Below are 19,820 nucleotides of genomic sequence, written 5' to 3'. Positions count from 1 at the left end.
GGCTAATAAGTTTTTCGGCTGGACCTGCTGGCTAGTCCAGCACGTTCGAGTAGGCCACTACACCGCGCTTGATCTGGTCTACTGCCTTGTAGGCATTGCGAACCAGCAATGGCGGAAGGTCGCTATTCTTTGCGAACTGGTCCAATGTGTCGATGACCTGCTTGGCCCAGCGCACAAAGTCACCCGGTGCCAGATCGGTACCGCGCAGCGCGCTGTTCAGGCTCGAACCGCGGGCCCACTTGTACATTGGCCAGATCAAACCGGATTCCGGTGGAGCGGTCGGGTCAAGGCCCAAGGCCTCTTCAGCGTCCGATAGCTCGCCCCAAATCTTGATGGTGCTATTCCAGATGTCATCGATCTTGCCCGTTGGCATTTTCGGATCGGCACGGTCCCCGTCGCGGCGTGCCTGGTAGACCAGGCTGGCGACAACCGCGCAGAGTTCTTCCGCATTGAGCTGCGTGAGCTTGCCGGTCTCCAGGATTTGGCTGGTGAGCAGATCTCGGTCGCCATAGATGCGGCGCAGGCGGCGGCCCGAGTCGGTCAGCGCGAAATCTTCGCCGCCCTCGGAAGGCACGAGGTATTCGAACTGCTCGAGCACTTTGCAGACCTTGTCGAACTGCGTGGCAATGGTATTGGTTCGCCCGCGGATGGCGCGACGGGCCTTGTCCGTGTCCTTCTTCAGCTTCCAGTACCTGTCGGCCCAGCGCATGTGCTGGTCCTTCTCCGAGCAGGCGTGGCAAGGATGGTCCTTGAGCTCCAGGCGCAGTGCGTTGATTTCACGCTCGAAGGAATCCGAGCCTTCGAAATCAAAGCTCTGGGCGTCCTGGCGTGGAGGACGCGACTCGTAGATCGCGTTGCGCAAGGATGAAGCAAGGTCCCGGCGCTCCTTCGGTGTGCGCCCGTTGAACCCCTTGGGAATCTTGATCCGCGAAATGATCTGCACTGGTCCGTTGAGGTCTTCCACCGAGAGCCGGCGAAGCTGCGCTTCTTCGGTCAGCACGGTGTGTCGCGGGTTGTACATGGCCTTATCAAGCTCGACGACCACGGCGCGGCCGAAGCGGCGGCCACCTGGCAGGTCCACCACGTCGCCGCGGATCACGGCCTGCAGGGACTGCTCAGCTGCCGAACGGCGCTCGTGGCGGCGGTCCTTCGCAGCGTTCTTCTCGACCTGGGCCAGGTTTCGTTGGAGTTTCAGGTACTCGGTGAAATCTCCGAGATGGCATTCCATCGACTTGGCGTAGCCGGCCAGGGATTCTTCCTTGGAACGCACCTGGCGCGCCATGCCCACCACGGAACGGTCCGCCTGGTACTGGGCAAAGGAGGTTTCGAGGATTTGACGAGTCTGTTCACGGCCAAACTGCGCCAGCAAGTTGGTGGACATGTTGTAGGTCGGACGGAACGAGGAATTCAGCGGATAGGTTCGCTTCGAAGCGAGTCCTGCCAAGGATTCCGGTTCCAGGTCGGGGTTCCAGACAACAATTGAATGGCCTTCGACGTCAATGCCGCGGCGCCCGGCACGGCCGGTGAGCTGGGTGTACTCCCCCGAAGAGATCTGCACGTGGGATTCGCCGTTGAATTTGACCAGTTTTTCCAGCACGACCGAGCGTGCTGGCATGTTCACGCCCAGTGCCAGGGTCTCGGTTGCGAACACCACCTTGATCAGGTTGCGTGCAAAGAGGTCTTCAACGATTTCCTTGAAGATCGGGAGCAGGCCGGCGTGGTGGGAAGCGAAGCCGCGAACCAGACCATCGCGCCAGGACCAGAATTCCAGAACGTCCAGGTCTTCGCTGGGGATCCGGTAGGCGACTTCATCCAGCGCTTGCGCGATCTCGGCGGCTTCTTCATTGGTCGTCAGGCGCAGGTCAGCCATGGCGCACTGCTGCACGGCCATATCGCAGCCCTTGCGGGAGAAAATGAAGAAGATAGCTGGCAGCAGAGCAGCCCGGTCAAGCTTCCCGATAACCGCTGGACGGTTGATGCGGTGCCCCATGCCTGAACTGCGCTGGGGGCCGCGGCCGCCGCGACCCCGGCCGCGCTGCACTCGGCCGCCAGGGCTGTGGGAGCGTACGAGTTTTCGCAGTTCGGGGTTGACCGAGGCCTTTGAATCCTCTTCAGCCACCTTGTCGAAGGCTACGTCTTCGGCAAACAGGTCCACCACGTTAGGGCCGACCATGACGTGCTGGAAGAGCGGCACCGGGCGATGCTCGGAGACGATGACATCGGTCTGGCCCCGGACGGTATCCAGCCAGCCACCGAATTCCTCGGCGTTGGACACGGTTGCCGAGAGTGAAATGATCTGCACGTTGGACGGCAGATGGATGATGACTTCTTCCCATACGGCACCACGGAATTTATCGGCGAGGTAGTGGACCTCATCCATGATCACGTAGCCCAAGCCGTCGAGGGTTTGGGAATCCGCGTACAGCATATTGCGCAGCACTTCGGTGGTCATGACGACGATCTGCGCTTCGGAGTTGATGGAGGTGTCGCCGGTCAGCAACCCGACCTTCTGCGCTCCATAGCGATTCACCAGTTCCGAATACTTCTGGTTGCTCAGCGCCTTGATGGGCGTGGTGTAAAAAGCCTTGCGGTTCTCGCCTAGAGCCTGGTAGATGGCGTATTCGCCAACAACAGTTTTTCCGGCGCCGGTGGGCGCAGCGACCAGTACGCTGTGCCCTTCTGCGACCTTCTGGCAAGCTTCGGCCTGGAATGGATCCAGGTCGAAGGAGATGCTTGACCGGAATCCAGGAAGTGCAGTGCCGTTTTCGACCTGCCGTGCCTTGGAATTCGCGTAGCGTTCCGCGGGTGAAGTCACTTGTGGTCGTTCACTTTCTTGCCCTGGTTCAGAGCTGGGATTTAGGTTCGTCAATCGAGCTAGGGGTTTCAATGCCAGAAGTTTCACCAGCTGCTAGGCGTTCATTCTCGGCTTCCCGTGCCGCCAGCTTCTTTGCGCGCTTCTTGTCGTTGAAGTGGCAGATCAAGGTGGCAACGGCGAAGGTGAGGAACAACGGTCCAGCCAACGCGAACATGGTGATTGCATCGCCGCCTGGTGCTGCCATAGCGGCAACCAGGGCGATGAGGAAGACGGTGATACGCCAGTTCTTCAAGATGAGCTTGGCTGGCAGGACGCCAACCATGTTCAGGCCAACCATCAGTACCGGTACCAGCATGGCCAAGCCGAATGCCAGGAGCAGGCGGAAGATAAACGGCAGGTACTCGGAAATGTTCAGCAGGTTATCCGAGTTCTCCGGCGACAGGCTAATGAAGAATTCCAGCGCAAACGGAAGAACGAAGTAGGCCATCGCCACGCCGCCAAGGAACAGCGGAACCGCGGCTGCTACGAAGCTGTAGCTCAAACGGCGCTCGTTCTTTTTCAGTCCCGGCACGATGAATGCCCACAGCTGGTAGAGCCACACCGGCGAGGAAACGATCAGGCCGACGAACAGCGCCACCTTGATCATGATGTCGAAGGGTGACATCACCGCAGTGAACACTACCGAGCCGCCGGCAGCTTTCACAGGCGCGATCAGCAAGGCAAGCAGCCAGTCGTATACGAAGAAACCGGCTACCGTGCCCAAGGTCAGCGCGATGAGCGACTTGAATAACCGGTTCCGTGCTTCAATCAGATGCTCTTTGAGAGCCATCCGACCTTCTGCGTCCTTGGCCCGCTTCTTCTTGCTGCGCGGGTTCTTGTCTTTATTTGTTGCCACTGAAGAGGTCTACGAGTTGTTCTTTTCGTTGGGGTTCGGATCATTGATGGTGCCATCAACGGTTTCAGATTTAGGATCATCATCCTTCATCTGGCGAACCTCGGACTTGAAAATGCGCAGCGACTGGCCCATCGAGCGAGCCAAGCCTGGAAGCTTTGGAGCGCCGAAAAGCAGCAGTGCAAGCACGATAATGATGACCAAATGCCATCCCTGTAAGCCACCCATGTGGATTCCCTTCTCTCTATCTAAAGTCTACGTCAGAACAAGCCAAGATCGCGCATGTTCTGAGCTTGGCCGCGCTGTGCGCGACGTGCAACGCGGCGAACTCGACGCGCCTCGATTCTTTCAGCTTTGCCCTTATCGCGAAGCTTTTTGATCTTCTCCGGATCCGCGTGCGTTGCATCGGTTCCGTGCGGGTAGCGACGAGGGTTCGCAGCGTACTCGACCACGGTGCCCTCCTGGCTTAAACCGGCGCTGATGTGATCCGCAGCGTCGCCCAGGCCCTCGACGACCGCCATTCCCCGTTTGAACAAACGGAAGCCGGCAAGTGCCGCAACAAGTATTGTCGCCAAAACGAGCACAGTCCACAAAAGTACCCAAAACCACCAAGGAAGCATCTATTAATCCTCATACATTGCGATAGCCTCGTCCAACCAGTTCACTACCTGTTCGCGCGTAGCGTCAGGAGAGACCACAGTCAGTTTACCGCTATGGCGAGCCACGAGCGGCGCAGCTACCTGGTGATCCGAGAACCGGACGTTGGCCAGATACCCCGTACCGACCTTTCCCGTGGACCAGGAAAGAGGATGGAAAGCTTCGATAACCGGTAAGATCTCGGCGTCTACATAGACCATGACCTCTAAGTCATCGTCGTTGGAGGCATACCGGATCTGGACATCTTGCTGGTCTTCATGCCGAGCCGCCAGCTCGAATTGTTCACCGGCAGTTTCCACACTTAACATCCGGTCCACCCGGAAAGTTAATAGGCTCTGGCGCTTTCGGCACCAAGCCCGCAGGTACTGCACCGCTCCGTCTTCAATGAGCCGGATCGGTTCCACATCGCGAACCTGGTGAGTTCGCGAACGGGCCGAGTAGTAATCGATGCGCACGACGTCTTGGGAACGAATCGCCTGAATCAGCTGCTGCGGAATATCGTTCTCGCGCGCCTTGGACAGTGCGAAGCCCAGCGCCCCGCTCCAGCCGTCAAAACGGGCCACCGCGGAATTCACCTTGGCCAGTGCCGCGTCGAGCACCTGCTGGTGCTCGAACTCGGGAATGCTTGCCAGGGCGTTGAGCCCGCCGAGCACGGCTACTGCTTCCAGCGGCGCCAGCTTCTGCGGCTCGGCCAGCAGGGCTGCATTGGAGATCGTAACGGTATCGGATTCAACGTCGCCGTCATTGACGTTGATCAGTTCGTCATGCTGGCCGTACGGGACACCGCACATCATGATCATGGCCAGCTCTTCACGAACCTTGGCAACGCTCATGGAGTAGCGTTCTGCCAGCGCTTCGATTTCTACGGCACCATGGGCGTGCACATACTGGATCGTGTCGATATTTCGCATAACCTGAGTTGTGGTGGTGCCACGGCCGGTGGCGCGATGCGGACGGAACTTCACCTCTGCGTAGGCATCCTGGTTGCCCTGGCTGGTCTGGGAGCTGCGCGCGTCGCGCAGAATCCGGCGCACCTGGGCCACCAGTTCGGAGGGTCCCAGGACTTTCACGGCCGGACCATAAGCTGCCAGCTGCTGGGCAAATGAATGCGGATCCGCATAGCCGATCTGCAGCTCATCCTGATCGCTGCGGCCATTTACTGCCTGGGCGCGCAGCGGGATTGCTTCATCGCCCAAGAGCCGCACCGTTGCCACCAGTCCCGGATTCTGCAGGTCGAAATCCTGCAAGACCTGGGTCATGTCGAAATCCTGGGGGCGGGCGTGGTACTGCCCGTCGGCGTTAGCGCCGCCATGCCGGTAATTCGTGAACTTGCCCTGAACCCGCGAGAGGCGGAAGACACGGGTATCTTTCCGCGTGTGGTCATAGCCGGTGAAGTACCAGTTGCCGTAGCGCTGCCCGATCCCCCACACATCAACAATTCGTTCGCTCTGTGCGCCGCCAGAGGACGTATAGGCGAACTTGAGCGTGTTGCGGTTGAAGACCGCCAGGGCGCATTCGCGGAAGTTCGGTTCATCCATGGAAAGGCGTGGGACCAATGAGCCGGCCAACCGAGCGACCGGCGAGGCCACGCCATCATGGCCGGTGACTCGGGCCGCGGCATTGAGCCCCAATGACTGGAGCTTGGTGTCTTTCCAAAGGCTCGCGGCCAATGCGACCAGGCCGGCTTCTGCGGGGCTGAATTCCACCGGCGGCAAGAACCACTCGGTCGTGTCGATGCTGTAGTACGTAACATCGTCGATTACTTCTTTGTCCAGCTGCAACCCGAAGTCATTGCGGATATCGTCCTTGAGGCGATCCAGCGCCTTCTCTCGGGTCTCCTTGGTACCGCCTGGCACCAAATAGGATCCAATGCGGTCGGCGTTGAACTTCCGTGATTTAGTTGCCAGCGCATAGATGAGGCTGGTCAGGCGTTCTGCCTTGCTGGGTCCCGGGGATTGCTTTGTGCTCACGTGCCTAGACTAACCAACTTTCGCCGATAAGGATGACTTCTGGGACAGCAATGGCCCCGATTATTTAATCGAGGCCATTGCCAGCACTTGGAATTACTTGGTGCCCATCAGATCCACAACGAAAATCAGTGCTTCGTTAGGCGCAATGGCGCCTGGGGCGCCACGCTCGCCGTAGGCCAGGTGCGATGGGATATCCAGTCGGCGACGGCCGCCGACCTTCATGCCCAGCAGGCCCTGGTCCCAGCCCTGGATAACCATTCCGACACCCACTGGGAAGTCGAGGGTCTGCCCGCGGCCCCAGGAAGAGTCGAACTCTTCGCCGGTGGACCAGGCAACGCCTACATAGTGCGCTTCAACGGTGGTGCCTGGGGTGACCTCGGCGCCGGTTCCCTCGACCAGGTCGGTGATGACCAGTTCTTCAGGAGCGTCGGTGCCCGGGAAATCGATCTCAGGCTTGGTGCGGTCGTAGTTGCGTTCTCCGAACGACATAGTCACGGCCTTTCTGTTACTTGCTTTCGCTTACCTTGTCTAATTCTACGTAGAAGACCAGTGGTCCTGCAGGACGCCCCTGGGCTTCAGCGGTGTCGCCGTAGGCCAAGTCCGTTGGGACAGTCAGCAAGACCTTGCTGCCTTCCTTCAGGCCCTGGAAGCCCTGCAGCCAGCCCTGGATGACTCCACCGGCCATATCGGCTTCGAAGCCTTCTTCGTTGCCGAAGTTGCCGTCGAATTTCTTGCCATCTTCCCAGCGCACGCCGTGGTAGTGGGCAGTGACCTTGGACGTTTGGCCAACGGCTGGGCCGTCGCCTTCTTCAAGGACGTCCACTGCCAGGCCTGCCGGGGCTTCGGTGTCCTTGGGGATGGTGATCTGCGGATCGCCCTTGCCGGTCTTCACGGTGGGGAGCTTGCCGTCGTCCTTGAGCTGCTGGACTTCTTCCTTGCCCATCGTCTGGCTAGGGCTCTTGGAATCCGCAATCTTGATCACGATCAGCCGTTCGGCACGCGAGCCTTCGGCCGGTTCGGCGATGGACCCGTCCGGCTGCTGAACGCCTTCGATGGCTGCGTAGGCGATCCAGTCGCCAATCTGGGACTTCAGCAGGGTTTCGTAGAGCTCGGGCATCTGCTCCTTGAGCGTCTCGTCAACCTTCATGGGAGCCGGATCAGCAGTGAAGTTCTCATTGGTCAGCAGGCCGTCGATGGTCTTGTACAGGCCCGACTGGATCTGGATGGTGTCGCCTTCCTTGATGTCGGAACCCTCGCCCTCCACCACGGTGACTGCTTCTGACTTTTCGGTCAGGAGCGGCGCATCGAATTTGACCTCAGGTGCGGTTTTGCTATCTTCTGCTGGCTTGACGTCGATGCCGCTCAGGGATGACGAACCCGAACCGCAGGACGCCAGGGCAAGGATGGACGCGGTGGCGCATACTGCCAAAACTTTTCGCACGAATCTTCTTTCCGGTTGGACTAGCTGGTCATGCATTGCGGGCTTGCACAGGGCAAGGCCCGTAATGATCTGCGTCCAGCTTAGAGGTTTTTGCTGTGTAAATACTTGTTTCCAGCTAGCTAAAGCTGCTGGCCCATCAGCTCAATGAGCTCGTCAATCTGTGAATTGGTGGTTGCGAACGGGTCCTTGCACAGCACAATTCCGCCCGGGCCATCCTCATACTTCATGTGGGCCCAATCGGCGCTATAGCGTCGCCCATTGGCGCGGGCGGCGCGAATGAATTTGCTTCGCAGTGCCGCGCGTGTCGTGGCTGGCGGGTTGTTCACAGCCTGATTGATTTCAGCGTCGGAGACGACTGCGCTGGCCAGGCCGCGGCGCTTGAGCAGGTGGAACAGGCCGCGCTGCGGGTCGATGTCATGGTAAGTCAGGTTCAGCTGCGCGATCCGTGGCGCCGAGAGCTCCAGGGAGTTCTTCTGGGCATAGCCCGTGAGCAGCTTGTGCTTGATCGCCCAGTCGATGTCCCGGTCGATCAGCGAGAAGTCCTGGCTTTCCACTGCGTTCAGCGTGCGTTCCCACAATTCCAGGACGGTATCCACCTGGTCGTGGTGCGCGCCGTGGCGGGCGATGAATTCCTTGACGGATTCGAAGAGGATCCACTGGATCTGCAGTGCGGTCGGTTCGTCGCCGCCCATGAGCCGCACCACGGTCTGGCCAGTGAAATCGTGGGAGATCTGGCGGATGGAGCGAATCGGGTTTTCCAGTCGCAGATCGTGGTAGATTTCGCCGGATTCGATCAGGCGCAGCACCAGGTCGGTGGCGCCGATCTTCAGCAGCTGGGTGGTTTCGCTCATCGACGAGTCGCCCACTATGACATGCAGCCGGCGGTGGTACTCGGCATCGGCGTGCGGCTCATCGCGGGTATTGATGATCGGACGCGAGCGCGTTGTGGCCGAGGAGACCCCCTCCCACATGTGATCGGCGCGCTGGGAGAAGACGTACTTGGTCTGCTCTTCATCGGTGATCAGATGCCCGGCACCGCACAATAGCTGGCGGGTGACGAGGAAAGGGATGAGCATGTCAGCGAGGCGCTTGAACTCGATTTTGCGTGGAATCAGGTAGTTCTCGTGGCAGCCATAGGAGTTCCCGGCGGAGTCCACATTGTTCTTGAACATGTAGATCCGGCCTTCGTGGCCTTCCTCGGCCAGCTGGTCCTCTGCCTGGTCAACGAGGTCCAGCATGAACGCCTCCCCTGCGCGGTCGTGGGCGATCAGCTGCTTGAGCTGGTCGCATTCCGCGGTGGCGTACTCCGGGTGCGAGCCCACATCCAGGTAGAGGCGCGAGCCGTTCTCCAGGAACACATTCGAACTGCGCCCCCAGCTGACTACCGGCTTGAACAGGTGCCGTGCGGCATCCTCCGGGGTGAGCCGGCGCCCATCCGACGGGACATAATTCAGCCCGAATTCGGTTTCCAGACCAAAGATTCTGCGATCCACGCGAAGCTACTTCCCCTCAACTGCGGTTCCGCCACATTGGTCAGAACACGACTTCCAAAGCTGTGTGCCCGTTGGGGCTTACTGGCCGCCCTTTTGCACGAATCCGCGGACGAACTCTTCAGCGTTGGATTCCAGCACCGAGTCGATCTCGTCCAGCAGGTCATCCACGCCGGCGGACTGGCCGGTGGTGTTCACCTGGACCTGTTCCGTTTCGGCCTGCTGGTTCTGGGTGCTGCGGCGGGCCGAGAAGCTTTCCTGAGTCATCGTTTTCTCCTAAGTCGTCGTGAATCCCGGAATTACGCGCCGAGACTCATACCTATTCTGCGCCGATTAGCGACGCCTGGCCAATTCGTCGATAAATTCCGCAATCTCCAGCTGCGTGTCGAACAGCTCGCCAACCTGCGCACGGGTTCCGCCCAGCGGTTCGGGCATGTGGAAGCGGCTGATCTTGCGCGCCCCGGGGACGGCGAAGGACAACGCATCCCAGTTCGCTGCGACCACGTAGGGCGCATAGCGCTGCAGGGTCATGCCGCGCAGGTAGGCCCGGGTATCTTCCGGCGGGCTGGCCACGGCTTGGTTGATCTCCTGCTGGCTGAAGATCCTCTGGATGGCCCCGCGTTCGGCCATGCGGTAGTACAAGCCCTTATCGGTCCGCAAATCAGCCCATTGCAGGTCCAGCATCGCCACGCGTGGATCGGACAGCTCAAGCTGGTGGCGCTGGGCGAAGCCGTTGACCAGCTGGTATTTGGCGATCCAGTCAATCTGGTCTGCCGCGTCCATCGGGTCGCACTCGAGCAACTCCAGGATCTGCGCCCAACGGCTGAGGATCTCGGTGGTGTCCGGATCATCAATGCCGCGTGCCGCACAGTAGTTTTCTGCCGCATGCAGGTAATGGCGCTGGATTTCAATGGCGGTGAGCTGGACCCCGCCGCGCAACCGCACCTTGGCCTTCAGGGTGGGGTCGTGGCTGATTTGCTGCAAGGCCAGGACCGGCTCGACCAGTTCCAGCTGCGGGGCCATCCCCGCTTCGATCAGAGAGAGTACCAAGTTGGTGGTGCCCACGCGCAGCAGGGTGGAGATCTGCCCGAGGTTCGCATCCCCGATGATCACGTGCAGGCGGCGGTACTTGTCCCAGTTCGCGTGCGGTTCATCGCGGGTGTTGATGATCGGGCGGTTGATCGTGGTTTCCAGGCCCACTTCCGCCTCGAAGAAGTCGGCACGCTGGGAGACCTGGAAGGCGGCGCGCTCGTTGAGCATGCCCTGGCCCACCCGGCCGGCACCGCAGAAGATCTGCCTGCTGGCAAAGAACGGGGTGAGCCCGCGGACAATCGAAGAGAACTCGATGCCGCGCGGCATCAGGTAGTTCTCATGCGAGCCGTAGGAGACCGACTTGTTATCGGTGTTGTTCTTGTACAGCAGCAGTTCCCCGCTGCCCAGGCGCTGGGCGGCGGCCGCGGCGCGGCGCATCACTTCATCGCCGGCTTGGTCCCAGAGCACCGCATCACGCGGGGTCATCGATTCGGGGCTGGAGTATTCCGGGTGGGCGTGGTCGACGTACAGGCGTGCGCCGTTGCCCAGGACCATGTTCATCACGACATCCGTGGATTCCTTCTCCTGGTAGAGCGTTGAACCCAGATGCGCGTCGTTGCCATCCAGCGCAATGGATTCGGCGGTCCAGATGCCCTCGTCGTCCAGCCCCGGCTCCAGGTCGGTCAGCTGGCTCGGATGCGCTTGGGCCCGGTCCATGGCGAATCCGCGCGCATCTTGCAGCGGGGATTCGTCGCTGTAGTCCCAGCGTGCTGCCTTGGCCGCCGAATCCTGCTCGGCGACCAATTGCGCGTAGGCGTCAACGATCTGCGCCGAAAGCACCGTGGCGTTGGCCTTGGGCATGTTCGGGCGGATAATTCCGTATTCGGTTTCCAGGCCGACCAGCCGACGTGCGCTCATTTGCCGGCCTGCTGCTGGACCAGGGAACGGATGTTGCTGATCCGCTCGCCCTTGCGGCCGGAAATTCGGGCCCAATCATCGGGGTTGGTGGTGTTGGGCATGTCTTCGTGCTCGGCGAACTCCTCGCGCACCGCACGCAGCAGGTACTCCATTTTCAGTCCGCGTTCGTTCTGCGTAATCAGCGCCTTGATGGCATGCTTCTTGGCGCGGTCCACGATGTTGTGGATGACCGCGCCCGAGGCGAAGTCCTTGAAGTAGAGCACTTCGGTGGCACCGGTAACATAGGTGACTTCGAGGAATTCGTTGATCCGCTCGGTGGAGTACATTGCCTGGACGGCTCCGCGGATCATGCGCGCTATGGTGGCGCCGGCATCCCCGGCATCGGCATCGAGCTCATCGGCGTGCAGCGGCAGTTCGGTCGTCAGGTACTTGCTGAAGATTTCTGTGGCGCCCTCGGCATCGGGACGGCGGATCTTGATCTTGACGTCCAGGCGTCCCGGACGCAGGATCGCCGGGTCGATCATGTCCTCGCGGTTGGACGCGCCGATGACAATCACGTTATCCAGGCGCTCTACGCCGTCAATTTCGGCCAGCAGCTGCGGCACGATGGTGGTTTCCACATCCGAGGAGACACCGGTGCCGCGGGTACGGAACAGCGCTTCCATCTCGTCGAAGAACACCACCACCGGATCTCCATGCAGCGCCTTCTCCCGGGCGCGGGCGAAGATCAGGCGGATGTGCCGCTCGGTTTCGCCCACGTACTTGTCCAGCAGCTCCGGACCCTTGATGTTCAGGAAGTAGCTGCGGTTGCTGGCCCCTTCCTTGCGCTCGACGACGCGCTGGGCCAGGGAGTGCGCCACCGCCTTGGCGATCAGGGTCTTGCCGCAGCCCGGAGGGCCGTAGAGCAGGATCCCCTTTGGCGCGCTCAACCCGTGTTCGCGGTACAGCTCAGGGTGGGTGAAGGGCAGCTCCACCGAGTCCTTGATGGCTTCGATCTGCGAGTTCAGCCCGCCAATGTCCGAGTAGGCAATGTCCGGGACTTCCTCGAGCACCAGGGACTGCATGTCGGTGAGCTGGACGCGGGATACCGCCATGCCCGAACGCGAATCGATGGCCAGCTGGTCGCCCACGCGCAGGTGCATCTCGCGCAGCGGGCCAGCGAGTTCAACGACGCGCTGGTCATCGGCACGGGCCATGACTACGGCGTGGTGATTTTCCAGCAGTTCCTTGACCGTGACCAGTTCACCGGTCTCTTCGAATCCCAGGGCCGCGACGATCACCAGAGCTTCATTGAGCAGCACCTGCTGGCCGATGACCAGCTTGTCGAAATCCATCAGCGGGCTGACGGCCACGCGCATCTTGCGCCCGGAGTAGATGACATCTGCGGACTGGGCGCCGGTGGATTCGATGCCGAGCCCGGGATCGGGGTGCTTGCGCGGGTGCTTGGCCACGATGGTGCCGTGGCTGAAGGGAGTGTCCCCGTCCTTTTCCAGCGCCGACTTCAGGTTGATGATCTGCTCGCGGGTGGTTTCCAGCAGGGCCACCAGGCGCTTGTTATTGCCGCTAATCCCGGCGAGTTGCTTGTCGAGGTTGCGATTCTTGTCGCGCAGCACGTTGACCTGGCGTTCGGTCATCTGCAGCCGCTCGGCCAATTGTTCTGCCTCGCGATTATCGTTCACGTTCCAACCTCCAACATCCAACGTCACCGGGGCGGTTCGTGCGCCCTGATGAGGTTTTTTCCGGTGCTTGGCGCACCGTCTTGCTTCCATCCTAGGAACTGAAGGCCCCGAGTGCAGAACACTCGGGGCCCAATGTCACATAATGAGACGCAATGTCTCAATATATGGTTGCAGCTCAGGCTTCGCCGCCAGCGCCTTCGGCGCCTTCTTCAGCGGCACGCACGCGCACGGACTGGTTGGCATCGCGGGCGGCCCGGCGCAGCTTCTTATCCGACAAGCCGCGCTCGCCCAGTGCTTCAGCGGTCCACTCGCCGTCGGCGTGATCGCGCGTCCATGCGCTCAGGTCCTCATCGGAGTACGAGTGCTCCTTGATGCGCTTGGCCTTCGGGATGCCATCGGCGGAATCGGCCAGACGGCGGCAGGTGATCAGGAATGCGGTGTGCGCCACCATCCGGTGATCCGGGCGGACAGCCAGGCCGTCGACGTGCCAGCCGCGCACCAGGGTTTCGAAGCACTCTGGCTCGGTGAACTGGCCCGAAGCGCGGATGGCCTCGACCACGCGGGACATCTGGGTCACCGAGGACACGTAGTTGGTCCACACGCCGCCCGGCGCCAGCACGGTAGCTACCGCATCCAGGCATTCCCAGGGGCTGAGCATGTCCAGGACCACGCGGTCGATGCTGCCCGGTGCTTCCAGCTCGACGACCCTGTCCTGGAAGTCGCCGATGGAGATCTGCCACGAGGGGTGCTCGCCACCGAAGACGGTGGAGATGTTGCCGCGGGCGATATCGGCGAATTCCTCGCGTCGCTCGAAGGAGTGCAGGAAGCCCTCATCGCCGACCGCGCGCAGCAGCGAGATGGACAGCGCTCCGGAACCGACACCGGCTTCGACGACGCGTGCGCCCGGGAAGATGTCGCCGAACTGCACGATCTGCGCGGCATCCTTCGGGTAGACCACGGTGGCGCCGCGCGGCATGGAGAGCACGAAATCCTTGGCCAGCGGGCGCAGGGCCTGGTAGCGGAAGCCGTCGATATTCTCGATGACCGAGCCTTCGGGCAGGCCGATGATGGCCTCGTGCGGCAGCACGCCCTTGTGCGTGTGGAACTCTCCACCGTGCTGCAGGGTGATGGTGTTGATCCGGCGTTTCTCGTCGGTCAGCTGCACGCGGTCGCCGACACGGAAGGGGCCGCGACGGGCTGCCGCGCCGTGCGGCGCCTGGCTCTTAGCTTCGCTCACTGATGTGATCCTTTTCTTGGTGCTTTTCAGTCTGTATAGAGTTTACTTGCGGCGTCCGGTGACGGCGTTGACGATCTGCCGCTGGTGCAGCAGGCCCACCACCTGCCCGGTGGCGCTGATCACCGCGTATTCGGCGCTGTCCACGCTGGCCAGGTAGTCGATCAGTGCGCGGCCATCGGAATCCTCGGCCACGATCGCGCCCTGGCCCAGGGCACGGGACACGGCCAAGGCCGGAACCTGGGCCGCCTGGTTCGGGTCCACCCGGGACAGTGCCTGCGCATCGATGACCCCGACCGGCATCCCTTTCGTGTCGACCAGGATGATCTCTCCCCCGCGAGCGTTCTGGCGGGAGAGCACGTCGGCTACGGTTGCGTGCGAAACCATGGCCGAAGCCGGGCGCATCAAGTCGGTGGCGATCACGGTGGGCAGGTTCAGCATCATCTTGGAGTGCGCAATCAGCTGCGTGGTGGCTTGCCACATGAACATCGCCACCATGATGCCGACCACCACCGTGATGATCTGGGGCTGCTCGCCGCGTACCAGAGGATAGATCACGAAGTAGAAGACCAGGCCCACGGCGATTGCCCGGCCCACCCAGCTCGAGGCGATGGTGCCCTTGAACTGGGATCCGGTGGCCTTCCAGACGATCGATTCGACCAGCCGCCCGCCATCGAGCGGAAGCCCGGGCAGCGCGTTGAAGGCGCCGAGCAGCAGGTTTGCATAGACGAAGAAGTCCAGCAGCAGGTTCGGGTACACGCCCATGGCCGCGTTCTCGATCACCAGCCAGCCGATTCCGGCCAGCAGGAAGTTCGACAGCGGTCCGGAGAGTGCCACCCAGAGCGAGGCGCCGGGCTTGGCCTTGAAGGAACCGAACTGGGTGTGCCCGCCCATCAGCGTCAACACGATGTGCGCATCGGGCCACTTGAAGGCGCGCGCGGTCATCGCGTGCGCGACCTCATGGATCAGCACGGCCACGGCAATAGCCACCGCGCAGGCCAGGCCCATCAGGTAGGCGTTCAGCGGCGGGATGATTCCGCCGCGCGAAAGCTGGATGCCAACGCTGAAGGTGATGACCGCGGTGATGAGGAACCACGAGCTGGAGAGGTAGACCGGGACGCCCCCGATACGCCCCAGCTTGATTCCAGGGGACTTTTCCTGAGTGTCGCTCACGCGCTAACCTGCACCAACCATCGAGTCATTTCATGTACATCCACGGATGCCAAGCTGTCGATCCGGCGCCAACTGCCTTCTCCCGGGTCGGTGGCGTTGGGAACCAGCACCGCATGCAGCCCGGCCGCGGACGCCGAGGCGATGCCCGGCACGGAATCCTCGAAACCAATGCACCTGGCTGCTTCCAGTTCTTTCCCGGTGCACTGGCCAAGCAGCTGCAGTCCAGCCAGATAAGGTTCCGGGTGCGGCTTGCCGTTGGCGACCTCTTCACCGGTAACGCTGGCCTGGAAGGTGCCTTCGGGGATGCTGAGCATCAGTTCATCGACAATGCTGCGCTCGGACATGGTCACCAGGGCCTGCGGGATGCCTGCCTGCTTGCACGCCGCGAGCAATTCGCGGGCTCCTGGCCGCCAGGGGATCTCGCGGCGGATGCCGGCAACCACCCGGGCAGAGAGCCAGTCGATGATCTCGCGGATCTCCAGCTTGACCCCGGCCTGCTGCAGGGCCCGGGCGCCATCTGGCAAGGCGTTGCCGACCAGGGCCAGGCCTTGTTCATGGCTCCACGAGCCGCCATGGGAAGCCACCAGCTCAGCTTCGGCAGCCAGCCAATAGGGTTCGGTGTCGATCAGCGTACCGTCCATATCCCACAGGACAGCTTGGGGGGTTGCGGGCTCGGTTCCGGCGGCAAAGTCAAAACTGGTGCTTGGCATGAGTCCATTCTAGATGGAAGAGTGGGGCTAAGCCGCTTCGGCGAGCCACGCCGAGAGCATCGAGTGCTGCCAAGGAGTCTTCAATGAACGAGGAATACCACACCCCGACGCTGAATAGCTATATTGCCAAGACCCAGCATGAGATTCGCCCCACCATCGTCTTGGCTGCCTTCGAGGGGTGGAACGACGCCGGTTCGGCGGCCACGGACGCCGTCCGCCTGCTGCTCGAGTGCAACGCCCATGAGCATGTGGCCACCGTGGGCGAGGACGATTTCTACGACTACCAGTTCACCCGGCCCAAGACCCGGCGCACCGGGACCGGGCGCGTAGTGGACTGGCCGTGCACCGAGATCTTCAAGATCCATTTGCCCCAGGCGGCCGCCGACCTGCTGGTGGTGCTGGGTGTCGAGCCGACGTTCAAATGGCAGACCTTCTGCTCGCGGATCATCAAGGTGGCCCAATCCCACAATGCCCATGCCGTGCTCACCCTGGGCGCCTTGCTGGCTGATGTGCCGCATACCCGGCCGGTGCCGACCTCGCTGGCCAGCGACGATCCGCGGTTCCAGGAACACCTGAGGATCAGCGCCTCCACCTACGAGGGGCCCACCGGAATCCCCTCGGTGCTCGGCGTGGAGTTCGAACGGTACGGGATCCCGAGCCTGTCGCTGTGGGCGCAGCTCTCCCACTATGTTGCGCAGTCCCCCAGCCCGCGGGTGCAACTGGCCATCATCGAGCTGCTGGAGGAAGTCATCCCGGTCTCCGTGCCGGACCAGAAACTGCGCGAGGATGCGCTGGCCTGGAAGCATGGGGTCGATGAGCTCGCGGCAGCGGATCCGGATGTGGCCAAGTACGTTGAACAGCTGGAGCAGGCAACGGACACCAGCGAGCTTCCCGAGGCCAGCGGCGAGTCCATTGCCCGGGAATTCGAGCGCTATCTGCGCCGCCGGGGAAAGTACCGCAAAGACAGCCCGGGGTCCGACTTCGATATCTGAAGCCGGACCCCGGGATGCTTGGCGCGGTGCTGCCTAGAGCTTGAGCCCCAGCAGCGCGTCGATGCCGTGGCGCAACGCTTCGGCGCCGTCGCCATTCGAGCCGGCCGGCTGCGCCGCCCACCGGTCGAGTGCCTCCAGCGCGGAGGGCGCATCGATGTCATCGGCCATGTGCTTGCGGATGCTTTCCACTACCTTGGCTGCGTCCTCGTTGCTGGTGGTGGCCAAGGCCTGGCGCCAGGCAGCCACCCGCTGCTGGGCTGCGGCCAGCAATTGTTCGGTCCAGAACCAGTCGCTGCGGTAGTGCTGGGAGAGCAGTACGGCGCGGATCGCTACCGGCTCGACGCCGGCTTCGCGCAGTTTGGAAACCAGCACCAGGTTGCCCAGGGACTTGCTCATCTTTTCGCCGTCCAGGCCCACCATGCCGGTGTGCACGTAGGTCTGCGCGAGTTCCGCGTTATCGCCAGCAGCTGCGTGGGCCGCGGAGAATTCGTGGTGCGGGAAGATCAGGTCCGAGCCGCCACCCTGGACAGTGAAGGGGGCCGGCAGGGTCTTGCGGGCAATCACCGAGCATTCGATGTGCCAGCCCGGGCGGCCGGCACCGAGCTTGCCGCCATCCCATGACGGCTCGCCCTCGCGGGCGGCACGCCACAGCAGCGGGTCCAGCGCATCGCGCTTGCCGGCACGATCCGGATCCCCGCCGCGTTCGGCGAAGAAGCCGAGCATGGTCTGGCGGTCGTAGTTCGAAACGGCGCCCAGTTTCCAGGCATCGTTCTGGGCGGCCAGGGTGTCGAAGTACACGTCGCCTTCCACCCCATCGGCACCAGCCGGCACACGGTAGGCCAGATCCGCATCGAGCAGCTGCTCGACGACCGGGACCAGCCAGTGGATGGATTCCACCGCGCCGATGTAGTTCTGCGGCGGAATGACGTTCAGGGCTTCCATGTCGTCGCGGAAGAGCTGGATCTGCGACTCGGCCAGTTCGCGCCAATCGACGTTGGTTGCTGCGGCGCGCTCGAGCAGCGGGTCGTCCACGTCGGTGATGTTCTGGGTGTAGGCCACGGTGCGACCGGCATCGCGCCAGGTGCGCTGCACCAGGTCGAAGGTGACATATGTGGCGGCGTGGCCCATATGGGTGGCGTCATAGGGGGTGATACCGCAAACGTACATGCTGGCCGGCGCAATAGCTTCATCCGCTGGCGCAGTGGCCTGTCGGGCTCCGGTGGCGGTATTGAAAAGTTCCAGTGTTGGTGCTGAACCAGCCACCTGAGGTACCTCAGGGTTATTCCACGCGTGCACTTATGGACATCCTTTCGCAGATGCGACGTATTTCTTCCTTTAACTCCAAGTGAAGCAAGGCGAGGTTTATTCCCGTTAACTGCAAGATGCCCGTGAAGCAGTCCACGGACATCTTGGAAAACCTGGATCAGGCGGCCATCCAGCCCAATCCCAGAGCGACGAACAGCGCCAGGCCCAGCAGGATGCGGTACCAGACGAAGAAGCGGTAGGAGTGGGTGGAAACGAACTTCAGGAACCAGCCCACAATCAGGAAGCCGACGACGAAGGCCACGACGGTAGCGACACCGGTCTGCGCCAGGGTGTAGACACCTGGTTCGTCGAAGGACTTCACCAGCTTGTACAGGCCCGAGGCGAACACCGCCGGGATCGCCAGCAGGAACGAGTAGCGGGCTGCGGCTTCACGGGTGTACCCCATGAGCAGACCAGCGGTGATGGTGCCGCCCGAACGCGAGACGCCCGGAATCAAGGCCATGGCCTGGGCGAAGCCGTAGAAGATGCCGTGCTTGACGGTCAGCTTGTCCAAGGTGCGCTGCTGCTTGCCGTAGTGGTCGGCGATGGCCAGGATCAGGCCGAAGACCACCAGTGTGGTCGCAACAATCCACAGCGAACGGAAGTTCGTATCGATGTAGTCTTCCAGCAGCAGGCCCAGGATCGCGATCGGCAGGGAGCCGATAATGATCAGCCAGCCCATCTTGGCATCCGGATCCGAATGCGGGATCTTGCCGGCCAGCGCCTTGCACCAGGCGCCGATGATCCGCACGATGTCACGCCAGAAGAAGACGATCACTGCGGTTTCGGTGCCCAGCTGGGTAATGGCGGTAAATGCCGCTCCGGGGTCTTGGGCGTTGGGCAGGAGTTCGCCAACGATACGCAAGTGGGCTGAGGACGAGATCGGGAGGAACTCGGTCAGGCCCTGGATCAATCCTAGGAAAGCTGCTTCAAACCAATTCACCCCTCGACATTACTTCACCGATTGCGACTATCTGGACTCAGAAACACGGAATAGGAAAAATTCACTCCGTGGTCGTACTCACGCATCATCCGAGGGTATGGTGAAGGGCAATAACTCGGAATACTGATCGTAGAGGGCGTCTTCATAGTCTTCGAAGGCATCGGCCAGCGCGCCAAAAGCCGCGTCGACGGATGCCTCGCCAGCACCGCGGCTCTGCGACACAATTGCCAGGTGCTGCTCCAGGCGTGCAATAAATGCTTGCAGTGCAAAACTCGGTTCAGTACTCATAGCATGAGGCTACAACGCACGGCGTTCTTTAGATAGGGGGCAGGATGCTCGAAGAAAGAATTAAGCCACCGCTGCATCATCCCGATGACCAGCGCTTTGAATACCTGGTCATAACTTCTTTCCCGGGCGAACCAAAGCATGTCGCCCGCGCCGCCCTGCGGGAGCACGCCGATAACGGCAAATGGGAGCTCATGCGCACCTGCCGCTATGAAGGCGGCGCCCAAAAATACTGGCTGCGCCGCCGGGTGATGCGCATTCGCAGCACCCTGGCTCCCTGAACC

The 19,820-nt window shown here is 61.7% G+C and carries 19 protein-coding genes; 2 read left to right on the top strand and 17 right to left on the bottom strand.

What is annotated here, in order from left to right; genetic code table 11:
• Positions 1-31: 31 nt before the first annotated feature.
• From ACIQTS_RS09990 to ACIQTS_RS09925, 14 genes are all read right to left on the bottom strand, one after another.
• Positions 32-2,815, bottom strand: a complete 2,784-nt coding sequence (locus tag ACIQTS_RS09990; RefSeq protein ID WP_402473103.1) for a DEAD/DEAH box helicase — start codon at positions 2,813-2,815, stop codon at positions 32-34.
• Between the two features lie 28 nt (positions 2,816-2,843).
• Positions 2,844-3,710, bottom strand: a complete 867-nt coding sequence (tatC, locus tag ACIQTS_RS09985) for a twin-arginine translocase subunit TatC (protein ID WP_105657844.1) — start codon at positions 3,708-3,710, stop codon at positions 2,844-2,846.
• 9 nt (positions 3,711-3,719) lie between these two features.
• Positions 3,720-3,935: a Sec-independent protein translocase subunit TatA gene (gene tatA, locus ACIQTS_RS09980; protein WP_105657843.1), complete on the bottom strand. Its 216-nt coding sequence runs from the start codon at positions 3,933-3,935 to the stop codon at positions 3,720-3,722.
• Between the two features lie 32 nt (positions 3,936-3,967).
• Positions 3,968-4,228, bottom strand: coding sequence for a hypothetical protein (locus tag ACIQTS_RS09975; protein ID WP_133833372.1), 261 nt, complete (start codon positions 4,226-4,228; stop codon positions 3,968-3,970).
• Positions 4,229-4,330: 102 nt separating this feature from the next.
• The gene (locus tag ACIQTS_RS09970; RefSeq protein WP_402473099.1) at positions 4,331-6,334 is read right to left on the bottom strand and encodes a helix-turn-helix transcriptional regulator; all 2,004 of its coding nucleotides are present in this window, start codon (positions 6,332-6,334) and stop codon (positions 4,331-4,333) included.
• A gap of 93 nt (positions 6,335-6,427) precedes the next feature.
• Positions 6,428-6,823 (bottom strand): FKBP-type peptidyl-prolyl cis-trans isomerase, encoded by a 396-nt coding sequence (locus tag ACIQTS_RS09965; protein ID WP_013348985.1) that lies wholly within the window; start codon positions 6,821-6,823, stop codon positions 6,428-6,430.
• 16 nt (positions 6,824-6,839) lie between these two features.
• On the bottom strand, positions 6,840-7,775 hold the full coding sequence (locus ACIQTS_RS09960) for an FKBP-type peptidyl-prolyl cis-trans isomerase (RefSeq protein WP_400289040.1): 936 nt from the start codon (positions 7,773-7,775) through the stop codon (positions 6,840-6,842).
• Positions 7,776-7,894: 119 nt separating this feature from the next.
• The gene (gene pafA / locus ACIQTS_RS09955) at positions 7,895-9,268 is read right to left on the bottom strand and encodes a Pup--protein ligase (RefSeq protein WP_402473096.1); all 1,374 of its coding nucleotides are present in this window, start codon (positions 9,266-9,268) and stop codon (positions 7,895-7,897) included.
• Positions 9,269-9,346: 78 nt separating this feature from the next.
• Complete coding sequence (locus ACIQTS_RS09950) at positions 9,347-9,532, bottom strand: ubiquitin-like protein Pup (protein ID WP_105657838.1); 186 nt, start codon at positions 9,530-9,532, stop codon at positions 9,347-9,349.
• Positions 9,533-9,598: 66 nt separating this feature from the next.
• The gene (dop, locus tag ACIQTS_RS09945; RefSeq protein ID WP_400289036.1) at positions 9,599-11,215 is read right to left on the bottom strand and encodes a depupylase/deamidase Dop; all 1,617 of its coding nucleotides are present in this window, start codon (positions 11,213-11,215) and stop codon (positions 9,599-9,601) included.
• Positions 11,212-12,849 (bottom strand): proteasome ATPase, encoded by a 1,638-nt coding sequence (gene arc / locus ACIQTS_RS09940; RefSeq protein WP_402473354.1) that lies wholly within the window; start codon positions 12,847-12,849, stop codon positions 11,212-11,214. Before arc ends, dop begins: the two co-directional genes overlap by 4 nt.
• Positions 12,850-13,069: 220 nt before the next feature.
• Positions 13,070-14,131 (bottom strand): tRNA (adenine-N1)-methyltransferase, encoded by a 1,062-nt coding sequence (locus tag ACIQTS_RS09935; protein ID WP_402473093.1) that lies wholly within the window; start codon positions 14,129-14,131, stop codon positions 13,070-13,072.
• Between the two features lie 42 nt (positions 14,132-14,173).
• Positions 14,174-15,301, bottom strand: a complete 1,128-nt coding sequence (locus tag ACIQTS_RS09930; RefSeq protein WP_402473090.1) for a site-2 protease family protein — start codon at positions 15,299-15,301, stop codon at positions 14,174-14,176.
• A complete protein-coding gene (locus ACIQTS_RS09925) occupies positions 15,298-16,011 on the bottom strand; it encodes an HAD family hydrolase (RefSeq protein WP_402473088.1) in 714 nt (237 codons plus the stop codon). Before ACIQTS_RS09925 ends, ACIQTS_RS09930 begins: the two co-directional genes overlap by 4 nt.
• A gap of 83 nt (positions 16,012-16,094) precedes the next feature.
• On the opposite strand from ACIQTS_RS09925, the gene ACIQTS_RS09920 reads away from it, so the two are divergent.
• Positions 16,095-17,003 carry a PAC2 family protein gene (locus tag ACIQTS_RS09920; protein WP_402473085.1) on the top strand — a complete coding sequence of 303 codons (909 nt, stop codon included), beginning with the start codon at positions 16,095-16,097 and terminating at the stop codon, positions 17,001-17,003.
• Between the two features lie 33 nt (positions 17,004-17,036).
• Here the strand turns inward: ACIQTS_RS09920 and mshC are convergent, their stop codons facing one another.
• From mshC to ACIQTS_RS09905, 3 genes are all read right to left on the bottom strand, one after another.
• A complete protein-coding gene (gene mshC, locus ACIQTS_RS09915) occupies positions 17,037-18,299 on the bottom strand; it encodes a cysteine--1-D-myo-inosityl 2-amino-2-deoxy-alpha-D-glucopyranoside ligase (RefSeq protein WP_402473082.1) in 1,263 nt (420 codons plus the stop codon).
• A 127-nt stretch (positions 18,300-18,426) separates the two neighbouring features.
• A complete protein-coding gene (locus tag ACIQTS_RS09910; protein WP_105657830.1) occupies positions 18,427-19,251 on the bottom strand; it encodes an undecaprenyl-diphosphate phosphatase in 825 nt (274 codons plus the stop codon).
• Between the two features lie 78 nt (positions 19,252-19,329).
• Positions 19,330-19,539, bottom strand: coding sequence for a hypothetical protein (locus ACIQTS_RS09905; protein WP_105657829.1), 210 nt, complete (start codon positions 19,537-19,539; stop codon positions 19,330-19,332).
• 44 nt (positions 19,540-19,583) lie between these two features.
• Between ACIQTS_RS09905 and ACIQTS_RS09900 the strand changes: the two genes are divergently transcribed.
• Entirely contained in the window at positions 19,584-19,817 is a 234-nt protein-coding gene (locus ACIQTS_RS09900) for a DUF5703 family protein (protein ID WP_105657828.1), read from the top strand.
• Positions 19,818-19,820 lie beyond the last annotated feature (3 nt).

This window comes from Glutamicibacter sp. NPDC090743, assembly GCF_044769125.1.
In the GTDB taxonomy this organism is placed as follows: Bacteria; Actinomycetota; Actinomycetes; order Actinomycetales; family Micrococcaceae; genus Glutamicibacter.
This window is presented reverse-complemented; position numbering and strand designations above follow the sequence as displayed.